This is a genomic window from Streptomyces sp. NPDC000151 (assembly GCF_040301705.1).
Classification (GTDB): domain Bacteria; phylum Actinomycetota; class Actinomycetes; order Streptomycetales; family Streptomycetaceae; genus Streptomyces.
Map to the genome: position 1 here is coordinate 25916 of NZ_JBEPFC010000045.1, position 19348 is coordinate 45263.

19 protein-coding genes and 1 tRNA gene are annotated in these 19348 nt (G+C 68.6%); 13 read left to right on the forward strand and 7 right to left on the reverse strand.

Annotated elements, in window-relative coordinates; genetic code table 11:
• Both ABT381_RS15580 and ABT381_RS15585 read left to right on the forward strand, forming a co-directional pair.
• Positions 1–1281 carry a DUF7224 domain-containing protein gene (locus ABT381_RS15580; RefSeq protein WP_351593477.1) on the forward strand — a complete coding sequence of 427 codons (1281 nt, stop codon included), beginning with the start codon at positions 1–3 and terminating at the stop codon, positions 1279–1281.
• Entirely contained in the window at positions 1278–1883 is a 606-nt protein-coding gene (locus ABT381_RS15585; protein WP_351593479.1) for a hypothetical protein, read from the forward strand. The genes ABT381_RS15580 and ABT381_RS15585 overlap by 4 nt, the downstream gene beginning before the upstream one ends.
• 151 nt (positions 1884–2034) lie before the next feature.
• Here ABT381_RS15585 and ABT381_RS15590 read toward each other — a convergent pair whose 3' ends face one another.
• The 3 genes from ABT381_RS15590 to ABT381_RS15600 all read right to left on the reverse strand — a co-directional run bounded on the left by ABT381_RS15590 (position 2035) and on the right by ABT381_RS15600 (position 4904).
• Positions 2035–3225, reverse strand: coding sequence for an SHOCT domain-containing protein (locus tag ABT381_RS15590; RefSeq protein WP_351593482.1), 1191 nt, complete (start codon positions 3223–3225; stop codon positions 2035–2037).
• A 135-nt stretch (positions 3226–3360) separates the two neighbouring features.
• Positions 3361–4113 (reverse strand): glycosyltransferase family 2 protein, encoded by a 753-nt coding sequence (locus tag ABT381_RS15595; protein ID WP_351593484.1) that lies wholly within the window; start codon positions 4111–4113, stop codon positions 3361–3363.
• A gap of 2 nt (positions 4114–4115) precedes the next feature.
• On the reverse strand, positions 4116–4904 hold the full coding sequence (locus tag ABT381_RS15600; protein ID WP_351593486.1) for a GntR family transcriptional regulator: 789 nt from the start codon (positions 4902–4904) through the stop codon (positions 4116–4118).
• Positions 4905–5418: 514 nt separating this feature from the next.
• On the opposite strand from ABT381_RS15600, the gene ABT381_RS15605 reads away from it, so the two are divergent.
• The 11 genes from ABT381_RS15605 to ABT381_RS15655 all read left to right on the forward strand — a co-directional run bounded on the left by ABT381_RS15605 (position 5419) and on the right by ABT381_RS15655 (position 15140).
• Positions 5419–5712: a hypothetical protein gene (locus tag ABT381_RS15605; RefSeq protein WP_351593489.1), complete on the forward strand. Its 294-nt coding sequence runs from the start codon at positions 5419–5421 to the stop codon at positions 5710–5712.
• Entirely contained in the window at positions 5712–5963 is a 252-nt protein-coding gene (locus ABT381_RS15610; RefSeq protein ID WP_351593492.1) for a hypothetical protein, read from the forward strand. The genes ABT381_RS15605 and ABT381_RS15610 overlap by 1 nt, the downstream gene beginning before the upstream one ends.
• 46 nt (positions 5964–6009) lie before the next feature.
• Positions 6010–7251: a hypothetical protein gene (locus ABT381_RS15615; protein WP_351593494.1), complete on the forward strand. Its 1242-nt coding sequence runs from the start codon at positions 6010–6012 to the stop codon at positions 7249–7251.
• A 143-nt stretch (positions 7252–7394) separates the two neighbouring features.
• Positions 7395–9602, forward strand: coding sequence for a cell division protein FtsK (locus ABT381_RS15620; protein ID WP_351593497.1), 2208 nt, complete (start codon positions 7395–7397; stop codon positions 9600–9602).
• Positions 9603–9742: 140 nt separating this feature from the next.
• Entirely contained in the window at positions 9743–9994 is a 252-nt protein-coding gene (locus ABT381_RS15625; RefSeq protein ID WP_351593499.1) for a hypothetical protein, read from the forward strand.
• A gap of 32 nt (positions 9995–10026) precedes the next feature.
• Positions 10027–10215, forward strand: a complete 189-nt coding sequence (locus tag ABT381_RS15630; protein WP_351593501.1) for a hypothetical protein — start codon at positions 10027–10029, stop codon at positions 10213–10215.
• 9 nt (positions 10216–10224) lie between these two features.
• Positions 10225–10608, forward strand: a complete 384-nt coding sequence (locus ABT381_RS15635) for a hypothetical protein (protein ID WP_351593504.1) — start codon at positions 10225–10227, stop codon at positions 10606–10608.
• Positions 10609–10704: 96 nt separating this feature from the next.
• On the forward strand, positions 10705–12504 hold the full coding sequence (locus ABT381_RS15640) for a DnaB-like helicase N-terminal domain-containing protein (RefSeq protein ID WP_351593507.1): 1800 nt from the start codon (positions 10705–10707) through the stop codon (positions 12502–12504).
• Between the two features lie 235 nt (positions 12505–12739).
• A complete protein-coding gene (locus ABT381_RS15645; protein WP_351593510.1) occupies positions 12740–12931 on the forward strand; it encodes a helix-turn-helix transcriptional regulator in 192 nt (63 codons plus the stop codon).
• A 63-nt stretch (positions 12932–12994) separates the two neighbouring features.
• Positions 12995–14365, forward strand: a complete 1371-nt coding sequence (locus ABT381_RS15650) for a tyrosine-type recombinase/integrase (RefSeq protein ID WP_351593513.1) — start codon at positions 12995–12997, stop codon at positions 14363–14365.
• 340 nt (positions 14366–14705) lie between these two features.
• Positions 14706–15140 carry a hypothetical protein gene (locus ABT381_RS15655; protein ID WP_351593516.1) on the forward strand — a complete coding sequence of 145 codons (435 nt, stop codon included), beginning with the start codon at positions 14706–14708 and terminating at the stop codon, positions 15138–15140.
• A gap of 42 nt (positions 15141–15182) precedes the next feature.
• On the opposite strand, the gene ABT381_RS15660 is transcribed toward ABT381_RS15655, so the two are convergent.
• The 4 genes from ABT381_RS15660 to ABT381_RS15675 all read right to left on the reverse strand — a co-directional run.
• Positions 15183–15413 (reverse strand): hypothetical protein, encoded by a 231-nt coding sequence (locus ABT381_RS15660; protein ID WP_351593519.1) that lies wholly within the window; start codon positions 15411–15413, stop codon positions 15183–15185.
• A gap of 988 nt (positions 15414–16401) precedes the next feature.
• Positions 16402–17022: a hypothetical protein gene (locus ABT381_RS15665; protein ID WP_351593521.1), complete on the reverse strand. Its 621-nt coding sequence runs from the start codon at positions 17020–17022 to the stop codon at positions 16402–16404.
• Between the two features lie 878 nt (positions 17023–17900).
• Positions 17901–17990: transfer RNA gene (locus ABT381_RS15670), tRNA-Ser, on the reverse strand.
• A 215-nt stretch (positions 17991–18205) separates the two neighbouring features.
• The coding region (locus ABT381_RS15675; protein WP_351593524.1) for a S1C family serine protease at positions 18206–19348 on the reverse strand (1143 nt) is incomplete at its 5' end.

Here is a 19348-nt window from a genome sequence, read left to right on the forward strand (position 1 = left end):
ATGCGCTGGCGCACCGTCCTCCGTTCTTCATCCGCCGCCTGGCTCGCACCCTTGCTGGCGGCCTTCGTCGCCTTCCTGCTGCGGGATGACCTGGTCGCAGGGGTCACCGCGGGCTATTGGCCCAGCGCCTTCGGCGCGGCCGCCTTCGCCCTGCCCTTTGTCACCCCTGCCTGCGCCGCCGCCGGCGCCTGGGAAGGCTCCCGCATCACCCGCGGCAACATCGCCGCCTGGGCACCGGCCCGCTCCGGCCTGGCCATCGCCTTGCCCCTGCTCTTGCCCGTTCTGGTCCTCGGCCTGCTCGGCATGGCCGTAGCGGTCGGCTTCACCGTGACCGAAACGGCTCCCCACGGTGGCACGCCTCCGCTCGGCGTGGCCGCGATGTGGCTGGTGATCGTGCTAGCCAACGCCATGGCCGGCTTCCTCCTCGGCCGCAAGCTGCCGCTGGTCATCGCAGCCCCGCTCGCCCTGATCCTCAGCTTCGTCCTCACCGCCTACCCCGCCACCCTCGAACCGCTGTGGCTTCGCCACATGGTCACCGGCGGCGTCAACGGCTGCTGCTCCCTGGACCAGACCCTCAGCTGGCGTGCCATCGCCAGCGCCACCGTCCTTGCGTTGGCCGTCGTGTTGGCGGCCGGGCTCGCCCTGACAGCCGCGGGCAAGCGAGCGGTCCGCATTGGCGCCACGGGTCTACTGGTGGCCGGGCTGTTGGGCAGCGGCACGCTGGCCTACGGCCTGCCGGCCGAGCCCACCAATGCCCGCTCCACCGCCGCGCTGAGCTGCAGCGGCTCCCAGCCGCAGGTGTGCGTCTGGCCCGAGCTGCGCAGCCACCTGACCGCCATCACCCGCGACGCCGCCGATGCCCGGCAGCGCCTGCAGCACGCTGGTATGAGCGTGTCGGCCCGACTCACCATGGCAGAACACCCTGGCGCCGGCGCTTTGTACATCGGCTCCTGGGAGCAGCCCACCTCCGACAATGTCCGCTTCGGCGTCGCCGGCGGGCTGCTGCCCGCCAATCCGCCGGCCTGCGCCGCCAAGGGTGACTTCCCCGGCGACGCCGCCTTCGGCCCCCTCGCCTCCTGGCTGGCGTTGACCGCGGGAGCCACCCCGAGCGAGGTCGCCAACCGCTATGGCCAGCAGGAAGCTACCGTCGCCGCTCATATTCGCACCGTCCCCGCAGCCCAACAGCACACCTGGTACCAGCGCAACGAGCGCGCGCTGCACGACTGCACCACCCGTCCCCAGCTGAAGCTGCCCGCCCAGGCCTCGGGAGGCGCGCAGTGAGCTGGTGGCTTAAGACCAAGGCCGTGCCGCAGGTGATTGCCACTATGCTCGCCGCCCTGCTGCTGACCGCCCTGGCCCAGGACGAAGCGATCCCGGTACCCACCATCGTGGGACCCTCCGGCCAGCTCCTCTTCGGCGAGATCCTGGGCATGCTGCCCACCGTGGTGCTGCTGTACGGCATCGAACGGGGCGACACCATGGCCGAAGAAGTCGCCGTCCGGCCGGCCCGCCCGCGCACCCTCGTCCTGTGCCTGTCCTACGTCCTCGTCATCACCGTGCTGGCCGCCTTGGTCCACGCCGTCTTCGACCGGCCCGATGTGCTCTCCATGGCCCGTAACAGCATCGGGTTCCTCGGCGTGGCGCTGATTCTGCGGGCACTGGTCGGACCGGGCATCGCGGCCATCGCCATCGCCGCGCTCCCGCTCTTCTGCGCAGCGGCCGGGCGCCGCCCGGGTGGCACGGCACAGCCTTGGGCCTGGCCGATCCACCCCGCCGCCTCCGCCCTCGCGCTCGCCGAAGCCGGCATTCTCCTTCTCGTCGGCTGCCTCCTATTGCTGTGGAGGCGCAGGCCAGTGGCGAACCTTTTGGCCCTGGGCGTCTGACGGACCGTGCACAAGCCGCGAAGCGGGCCACACCCACGTCAGTGGGCTTCCGCGAGGGAACCTGACCTCGGCCGATAGGCAGTGGCTGTGCGAGTGGGAGAGCGACCCTGAAGGCGGCCGCTCTCCTGTTGTGCTGGCCGGCTCAGTAGCTTCACGAGCGATGGCGGCCGATCGCCTGCTTCTTGGCCGCAGTGAATTCTTCGTCAGTGAGAGCGCCTGAGGAGTGCAGATCGACGAGCTCGGAGAGCTCCTCGGCCAGTCCGTTCGACTTGGGGAGCGGGGCTGGAGGCACTGTCGAGGAAGGGGGAACCTGGCGCCTCTCCGTGATCATTTTACGCATTTCATTGAGAGGGTTCAGGGCCGCGGCGTATTCGCGCTTGGACAACGGAAGTGTGTTGCTCAAGGCGTATGGGTTATTGGCGTTGGCATTCGGCGAAGACAGAGCGCCTCGCCAGAAGTCTTTGTTGGCCGTCCCTTGATAGCTGGCAGTGAGGACTTCCAGAACGCCGTTGATCATGCCGGAGTTGTACTCGACGGCGGTGACCTCTTGGTAGGGGAAGGTGGAAATCCGTGATCCGCCGAAACTTCCGGCCATCATGCTGGTCATCCCGCCGGTCTTGATGATCATGCAGCGGTCGGAGAATGCGGCGAGAACGCCCGATCCGGCAGCAGAATGTAGGATGAACCATGGCGCTTCGCCGGGCGAGCAGTGCTCCTCGATCACCTTCCGCGCCTTTCGGCTGGTTTTCTTTCCTACGAGGAGAGTCTTCGCCCAGGCGTCAGTGGTCTGCTGCTGCTCGGCTTCGACTCGGTCGTGCACCTCAACGTCCGGCCCCTGCTCGATAGCCTGCTGGACGTCCTTCAACACCTCGTCGGCATCTGCTGCCGAAATGGCGCCGAAGGAGATGTCTTCACCATCAGCGCTGACCAGGTGAAGTGTTTTGCTCCCCATCCGGGATCGCATCTCTGCCGCCCGGGCGTCAGCCAACATCATCTCGATCCGTGGCCCTGGCGTACTGCCGCCGCCGCTACTGTCGAACGCCATAAGGCGTGTCGTTGTGAGGGCCAGCGCATTGGCCATGGGCTTGGCGTGAGAAGTCTTGGAGAGCATGACCAAGGCCTCGCCAGGAAAGAGGTGCGGCCGAAGCTGGTCGGCCCATCTCTTTGCATGCTTTTCGTCGACCTTCGATGTCGCGTGAAGCGTTCCAGACATCTCAAAACCACCTTCCACGGCGGAACAAGCCGCGCGCTCTACTAGCTGCCGCTCCATCCGCCCGAAGATGCCCAGTAGATCTTCATTCGGGGTCTTACGAGCGTCGCGATGCGGGGGCTCGCGTGCCAACTGCCGTAACTTCCAGTATGGCCCTTGGGATGCGAGAAGCGCGAGACATGGAGTAGGTGGTGGAGTACCCCGGAAGGGCAGTGCCGGTGGGTTAGAAACGCACCGGCAGGACCATTCGGTTGCAGTGGATCAGCCCTATCCGTGACGCCAATTCGTCATAGCCGCCAGGGCCCGAGCCCGAGCCTGCACAACCGCGAACCGTGCCTCCCGCTCCTCCTCATCGGAGTGCGCAGCCTGGCTCGTGACCTGCCCAGGCCACTTCCGGTACAGCAGGCCAGTCTCTGCGGAGAACCAGCCGCGGCTGACCGCGCTCAGCGCCAGCAGCAGGCCCGTGTCCTCCGAGGCCGGCAGGGCCATCCAGCCGCCGAGGGCCAGGAGGAGGTCGTGGCGGATGCAGAGGGTGGCGGGGTGGACCTGGGCGCGGAAGTTGTGCGCCTCCCAGTGTTCAAGCACGGCGCCGCGCTCGATCGGGCCCTCCGGCGGGTCCTGGTCGAAGCCGACGGTCGAGCCGTCGGGCATCAGGTCGAGGACGCGGGCCGTTGCCCAGCCGATCGACGGGTCGCTGGTCAGAGCGCGCAGGTCACGGGCGAGGGCGCCGGGGGCGAGCATGTCGTCCGCGTCGAGGACCTTGATGTACTCGCCCTTGGCGCGCGAGAGGGCGAGAGTACGGGCCATCGCGGCGCGACCGTGGCGGCCCTGGCCGAAGCTGATGCGCGGGTCATCGGGGACGTGCGGGCGAACCTCGTCCGTCTCTCCGTCCTCCTGGATCACCCACTGCCAGTCCCAGCCGTCGGGCAGCTCCTGCTCCGTCAGCGACTTGTAGGCGTCGGCGAGGTACTTGGCGGCCGGCGGATGGACGGCCGTCATGACCGTGATGATGTTCGGCATCATCACCACCGGTCCAGGGGCGTCGTGAAGACCAGCTCAGTGACGTCGCCGGGCAGGATCACGTCGGAGACCTCCACCACTCGGTCCTCGGTATCGATGGAGATCTTTCGGAGAACGAACACTGAGACGCCCTTCTGGAGGCCGAGCTCCTCGGCCTCCTCTGCTGTCGGAGGCCGGGCGGTGATCCGCTCCACTATGCGGTCCAGCTCGATGCCGACCGTGAGCAGTTGGTTCTGCGTACCCCCAGGCCACGGCTCGTTGGAGTCGTCGAGGAGGTCGGGATTCGACGACACCGCGTCGTAGAGAAGGTGCGAGCAGACGAGGCTGAGCGGTGCATCGCCTTCGCGGGGGAAGGTCCGGTACTCCCGTTCCAGCAGGCGTGTTTCGACCGGCACGGAGAAGACCGCCGCCAGGTCCTCGTCGGCCTTCACTTCCCGGTAGGTGGCCTTGAAGGCGAGATCAGAGACGGTCAGGCCGGTGTCGTGCTCAGTGGAGCCGGTCTTCAGACGCTCGGACTCCAAGAGTCGCGCGCGGTTCTTTTCCCACTGATGACGCTGGTTGCTGCGCTCCACCCGTGGCCGCGGCTCGCGGATGAAGTTGCCGACGCCGTGCCGCTTGTCGATCAGCCCTTCGGCGAGCAGTTCTCCCAGCGCGTCGCGCATCGTCGGCACGCTGGTCTTGTACTGCTCCGCGAGCGTGGTCTCGGCCGGCAGGCGGTCTCCCGGCTTCAGCTGGCCTGCACGGATGCTCTGCCGCAGCGCGTCAGCGATCCGCTCGTACTTCTTGGCCATGCGGTGCTCACCGTCCCTCTCCGTCGGACGGATTCAGCATAAGTCCTCAAGAGGAGTTGACGACAACCGGAGCGAGCCCTATGTTCATAGCAACTCCTAAAGAGGAGTTGAGGACAAGAGGTCTTGATGACCGTCTTGCCCTGCTCGCCCATGCCTGCCTGCACCGGCAGCGCCGCGCGAACCCGCAGTACCGAACCAGCCGGAAGCCCGGGAAGGCGACGTCGTCGCACGCCGAGGGGCCAGCTGGAAGAGGACGTTCCTTGAGAACTGAATGGCACGGCGCCTGGCAAGCAAGACCGTGCCCTGACCAGTGGCTTTAGCCCTGGTGGCTCCCTAGCGAGGAGCCACCGGCGGCCATGACCACTCGTCTCCGACGAGCGGTTTGCCGCGGCTGCCTCGCGCAGAACAGCGGCTGGCTCAGCACAGATATGCCGGGTCGGCGGTACTCCCGTGCAAAAGGACACCACTGCCGCCCCGGGTCTCCCTGCTTACTCATTCAGATCAGGAGAGCCTCATGGCCTATGTGATCGACAGCCTCCAGGACGTCGACGACGACCCGATGGACCTGGTCATTGGCACGCCTACCGAGCTGTGGCTCGGGGTGCCGGGCGAATCCGACGAGGAGCGCCTCGCTCGCCTGGATGCGGCGCGCGACATCCTCGCCGACGAGCCGGAGCTGATGGATCTCGTCACCCGCATCACCGTGGAGGCGATCGAGACGGAAACGCCCGATCTGCTGGCCGCCCACCAGAGCTGCATGGCCTTCGCGGGCCACTACGACCACACCCCGACGGAAGGACTCGGCTGATGAACGGCTACTTCGACTACGAGGACTACGACTTCACCCAGGACTACCCCTCCACCGCCCTCGCGGTCATGACCGACGAGTCGGAGACCGCTGGCACGTGCGACCGCTGCCGGCTGCTTCCGGGTGAGGCGGTGACCGTCGGAGGGCTGACCGTGGTGTGCGCCTGCTGGATGGGGCAGGGCGCGACCGAGGAGGTGTGCCAGTGCGGGCCCGAGGAGGGGGACGCGGACGGTGACGGAATCCCTGACTGACTGCTCCAGCCCGGCACCGGTACCGTCGCCGGCTCCCGGGCGGTCCGTGACGGAGCAGGAAGCCACCGCCGCCCGAAGAGCGATCGAGCAGTTGGAGAGGACCGGGCAGCTCGTGACCCGCTCCCTGCTGGTCCTCGGGTTCGGGGCGCTGGTGTTCACTTGCATCAACGTCACGAGATTCGCTACCGAGCATGACGTGCCGGGCTGGGTCGCGTGGATGCTCGATCCGTTGGCGTCGCTGGCTCTCCTGACCGTCTTGTACGTCGACGGGGTGCTGGCCGAGCAAGGCGGCTACCGGCCGAGCGGCTGGCCGTTCATGCTTCGCTGGTTCGCAGGCTTGTCCACCTGGATCATGAACTGCTGGCAGAGCCTGTACCCGGACGACGACTTCCGTCTCATCCCGGTCCACGCCGACGCCGGCGGGCTGCTGCTCCACTCGGTCGCACCGTTTCTCCTCATCACCTTGGCCGAGGCGTCCGCCGGGTACCGCACTTACCTCGCGCGGAAGACCGCAGAGCATCAACGCACGATCAAGGCGCATCAGGATGCGGCAGCTGCCGAGCGCGAGGCTCGTGCCCGGCAGGCCCGCGAAGAGCGTGCGCGGGCCGAGGAAGCGGAGCGCGAAGAGGCTCGCGAACAGGCCCGGTTGGCAAGAGAACAAGCACAGCGTGAGGCCGAGCGCGAGGAGCGCGAACACGCCGCGCGCCTCGCCCGCGAGGTCAAGCAGGCAGAAATCGAGAAGGCTCGCGAACTGGACCGCATTGAACGCGAAAAGGAGGAACGAGCGGCCCGGCGTGAGGCCGAGCGCCGCCGGGTCCAGGCCGAGATCGAGGCCGCTGAGCGTGACCGAGAGGCCCAGCGCGAAATGCTGCGCATCAAGGCGGAAGCCGAGGCCAGAGCCCATGAGGAGAACGAGCGGGCCAAGCGCGAGGCCGCAGCCGCACGGCGCTCCCGCTCCGAGCGCGATCGGATGAGGCACACGCGGACCGCCTCGGAAAGTTCCTCGAAAGCCGGCCGCGTAGGCGCCTCGAATTCTGACGACCGCGCCTCGAACAACGAGGCGCGTATCCCTCGAGAAGTGCGTGCGGCGCAGAGGGAGAAGGCCGAACGCGAGGCTGCCGCAGTCCTGTTGGACAACCGCACGCCGGATCCCGTCGAGCTCGCGAAGTCGTACGGACACGGCGAGACGTGGGGCGGTGATCGCATCCGTGCGGCACGCCGGCGGCTGGCCGAGGAAGACGGCTTCGAGGACGCCGTCATCGCCGCGGTGCTCGAACTCAGCGCCTGATTGATCCGCTGCACGACTGCCAATCCCTCGCGCACCTGTACGCGAGGCGTTGGCTGACCTGACGTCCTGATGTGGGGCGGCCGTCCACGGCCAAGCGACCGGCCGCCCCACTCGTCCCTCACGGCATCGGAAGGACATTCGCATTGAAGCACGAGGACGAAAACGAACTGTTCCGCCGCCTGGAGGCGGAGTTGGAGCCTGATTCCGACGAGCCTGATTCCGAGGAGTCCGATTCCGACAAGCCCGATTGCGGCGCGGACATCGTCGACCTGGACAAGGCACGCCACGCTCGTACCGCTCGTACGGCGTCCGGGGCTTCGGATGATCCGGACGCGGTGGTGCCGGTCGACGGCCCTGGCCCGGCCGGCCCCGGCCTCTTGGCCCGGCTGTCCGGCGCCAAGCGTCGGCCGGTGCTGCCCGGCTGGCTGCGCTCCCGGCAGGAGCTGACCACCGCGACGCGGTGGGTGGCTGGGCACTACGGCCACATGGCCGCCTACCACGGCGTCCGCACCCCCATCTATGGCGTCCGGCTTGCTTTCCAATCGCCCCGCGGCACTGCCCGCTTCCTGGGCGGGACGATGCGGTGGGTGGCCGACAAGGAGGGTGAGCCGGTCCGGCTGGCCGCGGTGCGGCGGGAGGACGCGGCCGAGTACCTCAAGCTCTCCCGGCAACGTGACGGCCGCGTCCGGCTGCGCACCCTCGTCGCCCTTCTCGGCTCCCTGGTCGGCCTCGGTACGGCTCTCGCCTTGTACGTGCTGGCGCCCGGGTGGCTGCAGGCCGTCTCCCTCGGCGCCCTGGTACTGGCGTTGGGGGCGGCCGGCACCGAAGCGGACGCCCCGGTCATCACCCGCGCCGTCGAGACGTCCAAGGCGCCCAAGCTCACCAGCGACATCGTGCTGCGCGCGCTGGGAGCGCTGGGCATCCCGGCCATCAACCAGGCCCAGTCCAAGGGCCGGGACGGCTTTGCCTTCACCGCCCCCATCACCCGGGACGGCCCCGGCTGGCGGGCCGAGGGTGACCTGCCGTACGGGGTGACGGTCACCGATGTCATCGACCGGCGGGACAAGCTCGCCTCCGGCCTGCGCCGCCCGCTGGGCTGCGTGTGGCCCGAGGCGGTGCCCGAGGAGCACACCGGGCGGCTGGTGCTGTGGGTCGGCGATCAGGACATGTCCAAGGCCAAGAAGCCCATGTGGCCGCTGCTGGCAGGCGGCAGCGTGGACCTGTTCAAGCCGGTGCCGTTCGGCACCGATCCGCGCGGGCGCTGGGTCGAGGTCACGCTCATGTACATCGCGGGCATCATCGGCGCCATCCCGCGCATGGGCAAAACCTTCCTGCTCCGCCTGCTCCTGCTGATCGCGGCGCTGGATCCGCGGGCGGAGCTGCACACCTACGACATGAAGGGCACCGGCGACCTGGATCCGGTCGGCGACCGCGTCTCCCACCGCCACGGCGCCGGCGACGATGACGAGGTCATCGAGTACGCCATCCGCGACTTCCGCGAACTGCGGCAGGAGCTGCGGCGTCGCACCAAGATGATCCGCTCGCTGCCGCGGGACATCTGCCCGGAGTCGAAGGTGACCAGCGAGCTGGCGGACAAGAAGGAGCTCGGCCTGCACCCGATCGTGGTCGGGGTGGATGAGTGCCAGGTCCTCTTCGAGCACCCCAAATACAAGGACGAGTTCGAGGAGATCGCGACCGACCTGGTCAAGCGCGGCCCCGCCACCGGGATTGTGCTGCTGCTCGCCACCCAGCGCCCGGACGCCAAGGCCCTGCCCACTGGCATCAGCGCGAACGCCTCGGCCCGGTGGTGCCTGAAGGTCATGGGGCAGTTGGAGAACGACATGGTGCTGGGCACCTCCGCGTACAAGCGCGGGGTGCGGGCCACGATGTTCTCCTGGGCCGACAAGGGCGTGCACTACTTCGTCGGCGAAGGCGCGGATGCCCGGATCGTGGCCTCCACCTATGTCGACAGCGTCGGCGCGGACAACATCGCGCTGCGGGCCCGCAAGGCCCGCGAAGACGCCGGCACCCTCTCCGGCCACGCCCTCGGCGAGGAACCGGAAACCGCCGTGGCCTCCTTCGACCTGCTCCGCGATCTGCTCGGCGTCATCCCGGTCGAGGAAGCCAAGGTCTGGAGCGAGACCGTCGTGGCCCGCCTGGCGGAGCTACGGCCGGACGTCTACGGCGAGTGGGCCGCCGAACAGCTCACCTCGGCGCTCAAGCCGTACGGCATCGAGACCGTCCAGATCGGCCGCCGCATCAACGGCAAGGTCGTCAACCGGCGCGGCATCGAGCGCGCCCACATTACCGCCGCTGTCGCGGAGCGTGACGGAAACCGCGACGCCGGATAACGCTCCGGGGCCGCTAGCGCTAGCAGCAACCCTCGCTAACGTTAGCGGCCCCGCTAGCGCCCCATTTCCACTCTGACCAGGCCGCTAGCGGCTAGCGGCCTCCTTCGAGCGTGCCCTGAAAACGCCAGAGAGGACCCGCGATGACCCTCACCTCAGCTGCTATCACGCTCTTCACGGGCTACACGCTGTGTTACGCCGCGCTCTGCGCGGTCAGCCCGTTCGGCGACTGCCGCAAGTGCCGTGGCTTCGGCTTCCAGCTCATCAAGGACCGGAAGGGCCGTCTGCGGCCGGGCAAGCTCTGCCGCCGCTGCCACGGCGACCGCAAGCGCATACGGATCGGCCGCCACCTCTTCAACATCGCGTCCCGCATCCACCGCACCGGCACCCGCTGACCTTCACCTCTCACCCCACAGAGGAGGCCCTCGTGGCTGTCACCGTCTCCCTCGTCGCCCTGTTCGGTCTCGTCCTGATCTTCCTGCTCCGCTCCAAGACCCTCGGCTACGGCTCCGCCTTCATCGCCGTGATGTTCGGCTTCTACCTCGCCTCCACCGGCATCGCCCACCAGGTCAACCAGCTCACCGCAGCAGTCGTCTACGCCGTCCACAATCTGTAGGGACCGCTCGTGCACGAACACACCACGTCCATCGACGCGTACGACGAAGCTCCGCACCTCCTCGCCGAAATGACCTGGGTCACTGACCAGGTGGCTACCCACGCCTCCGGCATGCGGCTGAGCCGGGAGTTCTGGCTCCGTAAGGCCGCGTTGCTGGACCGGCTCGCCCTTCGCGAGACCGAGGGGGAGGGCATCCCCGAGGCCATTGCGGAGGCCAGCACCCTCGCCGCCAGGGCGGCTCACCGGCTCGCTCAGTACGACCGGGAACGTGGCGGCGGACCGTTCGCCACGAGCAACGGCCCGATCCCGCCCGACTCCCCGCTGTGGGACCCGAGCTACCGGCCGTACGTCCGCCAGGAGTACGCGGCCTGGCGGCGGATGACCGCGACCTGACTCTGAATGCGCCGAGGCGGCGGCACTCCCGTGCAAGGACACGCCGCCGCCCCGGTTCTCCCTGCCCGTCCGAAGACAGAACAGGAGACACCCATCATGTCACCTGAGGCCGCACCGGCACCGTACGACAATGTGCGGTCTCTCCACGGCGACCTCGCACCCCTGGCCGGCTCCCAGCCGCCCCAGGATCTCGAAGCCGAACAGTCCGCGTTGGGCGCCATGCTGCTCTCCGCTCAGGCCATCGCGGACGTGATCGAAACGATGGACCCCGGCGACTACTACCGGCCCGCGCACGAGATGATCCACCGCGCGATCTGCGACCTGTACGACCGCGGGCAGTCCTCCGACCCGATCACCGTTGCGGACCATCTCAACAAGCGCGGAGACCTGCGCAAGGTCGGCGGAGCGTCCTACCTCCACACCCTCGTCCAGGCCGTGCCGACCGCGGCCAACGCCGAGTACTACGCAGAGATCGTGCGGGAGAAGGCCGAACGCCGCCGCTTGATCGAAGCCGGTACGCGTCTCGTACAGGCGGCTTCCGCCCCGAACACCGACGCTGACGAGCTCCGCGCCACGGTGCTGCGGCAGATCACCGAGCTGACCGCACGCCCCACCGAACCGTCCGACGAGGACGCGGCACCGAGCGGCCCGCCCAATCCGCTGTACGACCGGCGTCCGGGCCTCCACCGCCCGCACCGGCCTGGCCCCACGCCGCATCCAGACGTGTTCTGCGGCTGGGTGGGCGAGACGGTCCGAGAGCTGGACCCCACCACGGAGGCAGATCCGGTCGCGGTGCTGGCCAACCTCCTCTCCGCAGCCGGAGCGGCCATCGGCCGGCGCCCGCACCTGATGATCGGCAACGACCGGCACCCCACCCTGATCTGGGCCCTGACCATCGGCCCCACGTCGTCGGGCCGCAAGGGGTCGGCGACGTCGACCGCCCGGCGGGTGCTGGCGGAGGCCCTGCCGGATTTCTTCGGCCCCGAGCACACCCCGCGCGGGCTGAACTCCGGGGAAGGGCTGATCGAGTACGTCAAGGACGACGACAGCGACGACGCCTCGCACGCCAGCATCGACAAGCGGCTGTGGGTGCTGGAATCGGAGTACGCGGTGACCATGAGCCGCGGCCGCCGAGAGGGCAGCTCCCTGCCCGGCGTGCTGCGGCAAGCATGGGACGGGGACTCCCTCGGCTCAATGGTCCGGGACTCGCTGACAGCCACGGATCCGCACATCGCGATTCTGGGGCACATCACTCCGGAGGAGTTCCGGGCCAAGATGCAGGACTCGGAGATGGCCGGCGGCACGTACAACCGGTTCCTGCCGATCTTCTGCCACCGCAACCTCGTCCTGCCGGGCTCGCGCGGCGCCAGCCCTGAGCTGGTGGCCAACCTCGCCGCCGGCTGGCGCACGGTTCTCGCCGACGCTTCTCGCGTCGACGAGGTCAAGTTCAGCTCAGGCGCCTGGGAGTTGTACTGCGATGAGGTCTACCCGGCGCTGAGCGACGATTCCGCCGGCGGCGTCATCGCCCAGTTCACCGCCCGCGCCGCCCCGTACGTCCAGCGGGTCGCCATGGTCTACGCCCTGTGCGACCACACCGACACCATCTCCGAAGCCCACATGCGCGCCGCCTGGCAGCTCCTCAACTACGCCCGCGCCTCGGCCGTTCACCTCCTCGGCGACACCACCGGCGACCCGAAGGTGAACAAGCTCGCCGAGGCGGTCCGCGCCGCCGGACCGGACGGGCTCACGGCCGACCGCATCCGGCGCCTGTTCAAGAACACCACGCGAGCGGAGCGGGACCGGCTGGTCGCCGAACTGCTCGACCTTCCCGGTTACAGCCGCCATCAGAAGCCGACGGGTGGTCGCCCCACCACCGTCGTGAGCTATGCGGGCTGAGCGCGATAAGGCGAGATAGCCGATAAGCCTCCCGACCTGTGGAAACACCAGCGCGGAAAGAGGAGCGGTTAGCGGAGCGATAAGCCAGCCATCCAGTGCGCCAAGACTTATCGCCCCGCTTCCCGGCCCCCTTACCGCCTCCACGAAACCGCAGGTCAAAGGGCTTACCACCCCTACCGCGCTTATCGCTCCATCCCAGCCCGGCAGCACATCTCGCACCAAGAGGAGCACTGACATGCCCAAGGCCAAGATGCTCAAGCTCCCCGAAGTTCTCGAAGAGATCGACATGAGCCGCGCCGCCTTTTACCGCATGCGCGCCCGCGGCAAGGCACCCAAGCTCTACAAGCTCCCGAACGGCCAGCTCCGCGTACGCCGCAGTGACCTGGATGCCTGGTGGGCCAGCCAGGAACAGGACTGCGCAGTCTGACACCCACCCGATGGGCCCGGCCGCACCATGGCCGGGCCCCTTCCCTTCTCAGGAGCCCCCTCGGTGCTGACCTTCGAGTTCACCATCTACTCGATCCGTGAGAGGCAGGACCGCCCCAAGCCGTTTCAGCTGCGGTGGAAGGTCGGTCCGCGCCCCCACTCCAAGGCATTCCGGACCAAGACGCTCGCCGATGGCAGGCGGGCACAGTTGATGGCCGCAGCTCAGCGCGGCGAGATGTTCGACGTGAAGACCGGACTGCCGCAGTCTGAACTGCGCGCTCAGGAGCCGCAACCGACCTGGTACGAGCACGCCAGGCACTACGCCGAGATGAAGTGGAAGCGATCCTCCGCGAAGAGTCGCGCCACACGTGCCGACGCGCTCGCCACCGTCACGTCTGCGCTGGTGGTGGACTCCAAAGGGGCACCAAAGCCCGCCGTCCTCCGTCGGGCACTGTCCTGCTGGGCCTTCAACTTCTCCGACCAGCGCGGTGAGCCAGCGGCGCCTATCGCCGTAGCCCTGGAATGGATCGCCAGGAAGTCTCTCCCGATGCCTCGGCTGGAGGACTCCGACACTGTCCGGCTCGCTCTGGAGGCGCTGAGCCTGAAGCTCGACGGCAAAACCGCCGCGGCCAACACCACCAAGCGGAAGCGGATGGTCTTCAACAACGCTTTGCGCTACGCGGTCGAGCGCAAACTGCTACCCACCAATCCACTGCAGTTCGTGGACTGGACTCCCCCGGACACCGACGATGAGATCGACTGGCGGTACGTCCCCAATCCACGCCAGGCCAAGGCCCTGATAGACGCAGTGGGCACGCTTGGCCCTCGCGGTGAGCACCTGCAGGCGTTCTACGGCTGTGGCTACTACGCGGCCACCCGGCCGGCGGAAGCCATGAACCTCCGGAAGGCCGACTGCACGCTGCCGAAAAACGGCTGGGGCTCTCTGCTGCTCTCCGGCAGTTCGCCCCGGTCAGGGTCTTCGTGGACGGACGACGGGAAGTCGTACGAGGAGCGCGGCTTGAAGCGGCGGGCCCGCTCGGCGACTCGGGACGTACCCATCCCTCCGGTGCTCGTCGCTCTCCTACGTGGTCACCTGGCGCGCTACGGAACCGCCCCGGACGGCCGACTGTTCCGAGCGTCGCGCGGGGGCGTTCTGCTCACCAAGGAGTACGCAGAGGTCTGGAAGGACGCCCGCAAGGCAGCGCTCTCCGAGGAACATGTCAAGACGCCGCTCGCGAAGGTGCCGTACTCACTCCGGCACGCAGGAGTCTCGCTGTGGCTGGCCTCCGGCGTCGACCCCACCGAAGTCGCCCGTCGCGCCGGCCACAGCGTGGCTGTGCTCTACCGCTTCTACGCCAAGGTGCTGGACGGCAAGCGTGACCAGGCCAACGCACAGATCGAGCAGGCCCTGCGCGAGACCGAGCGATCCCGATAGGTGGAATCGACGATTGCGACGACCAGACCACGTGAGCGCATGACGTCGCTGGCCAACGGGGGCCCGGATCTGTTTCCTGGGCCCCGTCGTGCCGTACCGCGGCCGCGTGGCTCCTTACCGACGAGCTTGTGCAGGCTCGGCACGTCGAAGCAGAAGCTACCCCCACCGACGGCCGCGGCACCGGCAAGCAGTGAGTCTGAGCAGACGTCAGGAGGCCCACGATTGATCCGCCAGCGGCCGCGCTCAGGAAGACAGTGAAAGCGTGCAGGCTCAGCAGCGGTTGCGGTTGCTCGCCCGACTTGAGCAGAGGCCCGATCTGAGCCGCCCGTAGAGTTGTGCCATGGAAGACGTACGCGGCGTAGTGAACGTGATCCTCTACGGACCAGCCGACCTCTTCGACAGCGCACTGTCCGCGATCCAGGCGGCAGGCATCACAGCCAAGAGGGACCGATTGGAGCCCGGGGCCATCTCCGCCTTTTTCAGCAATGGCTCAGACCACCCGCCGAAGCAGTTCGTCGAACAGTGCGAAGCGCGGGTTCGCCAAGTGGCCGAGGGCACAGGCTTCTCAGTGAATCGAACCTCGGTCTGGGCAAGCAGCGCCGCGACGAGGCTACTCCCGTACAACCGGCACACCGGTGAATGGCTGGAAGAGTTCCTGGACGGCGAAGCGTCCCTTCCCATGCGGGAAGAACAGCTGCAGCGCCTCGCCGAACGCAAAGGGATCACCGTCAACGACATCGAGCTGCGCGACTATCTGTCTCCTCCCGCCGAGTAGCGACACGGCGGGAGGAGACATCCCAGCCAGAGCGGCCGTCGGCTACCGGAGGAGCCGACGGATGAGGCGCCGGACGAGAGCGGCGTACAGCGCGGTTCCGGCGATGGCCGTCTGCAGCGGCCCGGCAAGCGTGGGGACGCACAGGCTCAGGACGAGCAGGCCAGCCGCAAGCATCAGGCCGAAGGCCATCGCCCAGAGCAGGACGGCCCAGCGCCGGGGCGGCCGCGGGGACGGGTCAGGGCTCGGGGACGGGTCGGTGTGGCTGACGGTCATGGTGGTTGTTCCTTCAGGTGTAGAGGTGAGTGGGCACCGCCCCCGTGGGCGCCATTGGGGGCGGGTGGGTGCACCGTGGCCGGTGTGGGGGTTAGCCCCGCAAGCTGCGGCGCGGGACCGCGTGCGTGCTCCGTTCTGCTGCGGTCAGGCTCTGGGCGAGCCCCGGCCCGGCGGCACTTACGGCACCGTGGAGGAGGGGCGGGTTAGCCCCGCAAGCCGCCGCGGAAAGGCAAAGGCCCCGCTGAGCGGGGCCTTGTACTTGCTTTCGGGCTAGGGCGAGGGGGACGGGTCGGCGGGGGTGGCGGAATGGGCGGTCTCCTTCGTTTTCGGGCGTCCGGGACGGGGACGCGGGGCAGAGTGGCGGAACGGATTGGGCCGCACGGCTGCAACCTTGAGCCAGGCGACAGTTAGCTCGGCAACCACGACGGTGCCGAACCTGTGATCCCTGCGCGGGCAGCAGAACGGCCCCGGCCGCCGGAGGGCAATCGGGGTCGCGCAGAGCTATGTGCGGGATGTGGGAACTCGGGGGACGGAGGTGCATCGACCCCGGTGGTGGCGTGCCCACGGGATGAAACCGTTGGGCCCGGGGGATTGAGATGGTGCTATCGACCCCGGTAGTGCTGCCTTTGTTGTGCTAGTTGCTACGCCCAAGGGACCTCGTGGTGCGTCACCTCGGGCGGGTCGCGCTTGAGGGAGCTAGAGCTCAACCTCGTGCGCCTGTATTCGGTTGTGGGCACCGAGCCTGCCGCAGCTGGCGGGTTCGTGTCAAGCCGTGGATATGCAAGCGCAGTTGGGGGTGCCGGGTCGGTTTGGCGAACCCCCTTGACCCAAAGTGCCGTCCCTCGCCGACGAGCACCGCAGCTTCGACGAGAACGTCCGCAGCTACCCCGAGCTGAACTTGGGGCGGGCCGGAGAGCGGTAGCCCGACCCCCTCTCGCTACACGGACCCGGTCAGTACGGACCGAGGCCGTCTATTGTGCCGAGTGCCTCAGCGCCCGCGGTGCAGTTCAACGAGATGGTCCACTACTTCGTCCGCGAGATCGTCCTCGACAGAGTGGACGACACCGAGCGCGCGCTCGCGCAGTTCAGCACTGGGGATACCGCAGAACGCGCCATCGTCGGCGATGCCCAGGTCCAAACCGCCACGCTTGCGCAGGCTCCGGTACGGATCCTGCGGCTTCCGCTGCTTTTGCGGAGGCTCCCAGGGCGGGGCGACGGCCCGTCCGCCGGCGAAGTCGGCAGCATCCAGGTGCTCCAGGACGTTGCGGGCGGCCTGCAGAGCCCTGTCGTACTCCCGCTCGGTGTGCCCCCGCTCCCGGTCAAGCCGCTTTCGCCAGCGTTCGAGCTGGTAGGCCGCCCACAACAGGGTGTGCTCCGCGGCCCACAGCTCCCGGAAGAGCCCATCCAGGTAGACCTGGTCGATGCCCGGCTCGTCCCCGTGCATCCGATCGGCGCTCCGCATCCTGCCGCGTGTCGTCTCCACCCGCTCCACCTGCCGGAGGACTTCCTCCGCCCAGGTCCACACGAAATTCAGCGCCTGGCTCTTGGCCTCACTCGGCGCTTCCGGGCCATCGTCCGGAACGAAGATGCTCTCCAGTCGCTCGCTCACGCGCCCCCCTTGTATCTGCCCCACCATGGGGCTCTTCTGCAGACCATCTTCGCGCGTCAGGGAAGGCGCTCCCGCCCTGCGGCCAGTGCCCGCGAGCTGCAACCCCGCTTCGTCGCGAGCTCAGCGTCCTTGCCTTGGCGCACTGTCCGGGCCAGACGGGGAGAAAACGCCGAACCGACCTCGTGGCGGTCGCGCGTCCGGCATGCTGCTCGTTGGCACAGACGGCCTCTTGCCTACGGGGGCCGCCCGCCAGCGTCCTCGGGTCGGGGCGTGGTGCCGACGATCCCCTCGTACGCGAAGGAGCAGACGCGCGGTCGGCCCCGCCCCTGTGGCGCGTCGCCTGCCCGTGTACAACCTTCTCCGTGCTGCCCTGCCCGAGTTCCTCGGTAGCCTGGGCGCCGCCCTCGTCCTTACCGCCAGCGCCTGGAGCGTCCGCAAGCTCCGTCCTCGCTCCCGCGCGGTGCCGCCCGGCACGCCCCCGGAGACCGGTGAGGGCACCGCCCCGTCCTCGACGCACATCCCGGACTAGACGGACCGCTGCCCTGGCGCCAGGCGACCCGCCGCTCAGTACGGCACCGATGGAGCCGGTCAGGTAGTGATCGAAGAGGAGGCAGCCCAGCGTGCCTGTCGGTCTTCGGGTCGGTTGGGCTGCAGGAGATGCCTGCTGGTCAGCAGGTTGCGTGAGCGGTGGCTCTCCGCCCAGCCGACGCGAGCGGGAAGTCGAGTCACCGCGCTCGAACCGTTGATTCTGGTCCACGCCTGGTCCACACGGCCTGATCCAAAGCGAGATCCACGCGTTACGAGGTGAGACAAGATCAACGCGAAAGGGGTGCCCGTTCGACTCGGGCACCCCTTTTGGCCTGCAGTTATGTGGCCTGTGGCGGAGGCTGTGGGATTTGAACCCACGGTGGCGTTGCCGCCACGACAGTTTTCAAGACTGTTCCCTTAGGCCGCTCGGGCAAGCCTCCCCGCGGCACCTGTCGGCGGCCGGCCGACGGTGACGCGGGGATCAGGGTAGCGCGTCAGCTCGCTCCGTGCGCTGTCCGAGCGCGGTGGCCGGCGTCGGCGGGCGTGCTGTTCGAGCACGTCAGCGGTTTCCGGGGGGGCCGGGCGCGGGTATCAGCGGTTCCGGCGCGGGCCCGGCGCGGGGATCCGCTGTTGCCGGCGCGGGCCCGGTGCCGGGTCAGCTGTCGCCGACGCGTTGGCCGAGGGTTACCTCTGTGGTGTGCTGCTTGCCGTTGCGGTCGTAGGTGAGGGTTACCTTGTCGCCGGGGCGGTGTTGCCAGATTTCGCTGATCAGGGTCGGGCCGCTGTCGATGACCGTGTCGTCGAGCTTGGTGATCTTGTCGCCGGGCTTGAGGCCGGCCTTGTCGGCCGGGCCGTTGCGGGTGACGGCGGCCGTGCCGCCGTTGCCTCGGTCGGCGATCGTCGCGCCGTCGCTGGACTCCCGCATGCCGACCTGCACGCCGATCTGCGGGTAGACCGGCTTGCCCGTACGGATCAGGTCGTCGGCGACCCGCTTGGCCTGGTCGATCGGGATGGCGAAGCCCAGGCCGATGCTGCCGGACTGGCTCTCGCCGCCGAACCCGCCGCCGCCCTGGCTCGCCGACTGGATCGCGGAGTTGATGCCGATCACGTTGCCGGAGGCGTCCATCAGCGGGCCGCCGGAATTGCCGGGGTTGATCGACGCGTCCGTCTGCAGCGCGGACATGTACGAGGCGTTCGTACCGCCGCCGTCGCTGGACGCCACCGGGCGGTCCTTGGCGCTGACGATGCCGGTGGTGACCGTGCCGGACAGGCCGTAGGGGGCGCCGATGGCGATGGTCGCGTCGCCGACCGCGACGTTCGCGGACTTGCCCAGCGGGAGCGGGCTGAGCTTGGCGTCGGAGGCGTTCTTGAGCTTTATGACGGCGACGTCGTAGCCCTGGGCGCGGCCCACGACCTCGGCGTCGTACTTCTTGCCGTTGGAGAACGTCACCGTCAGCTTGCCGCCGTCCGCGGCGCTCGCCACGACGTGGTTGTTGGTGAGGATGTGGCCCTGCTTGTCGTACACGAAGCCGGTGCCCGTACCGCCCTCGCCGCCGGCGCCCTGCGCGTCTATGGTCACGACGCTGGGCAGCGCGCGCTGGGCGATGCCGGAGACCGAGGTCGGCTTGCGGTTCAGCGCCTGGGGGTCGCCGGAGGCCGAGACGGTCGTGGAGGCCGTGTCGTCCTGGCCGGCGGCCCAGTAGCCGATGCCGCCGCCGACGCCGCCCGCGACCAGCGCCGCGACCAGTACGGCGGCGATCAGGCCGCCGCGGCGGCGCGGCTTGTCGGCGGGCGGGCC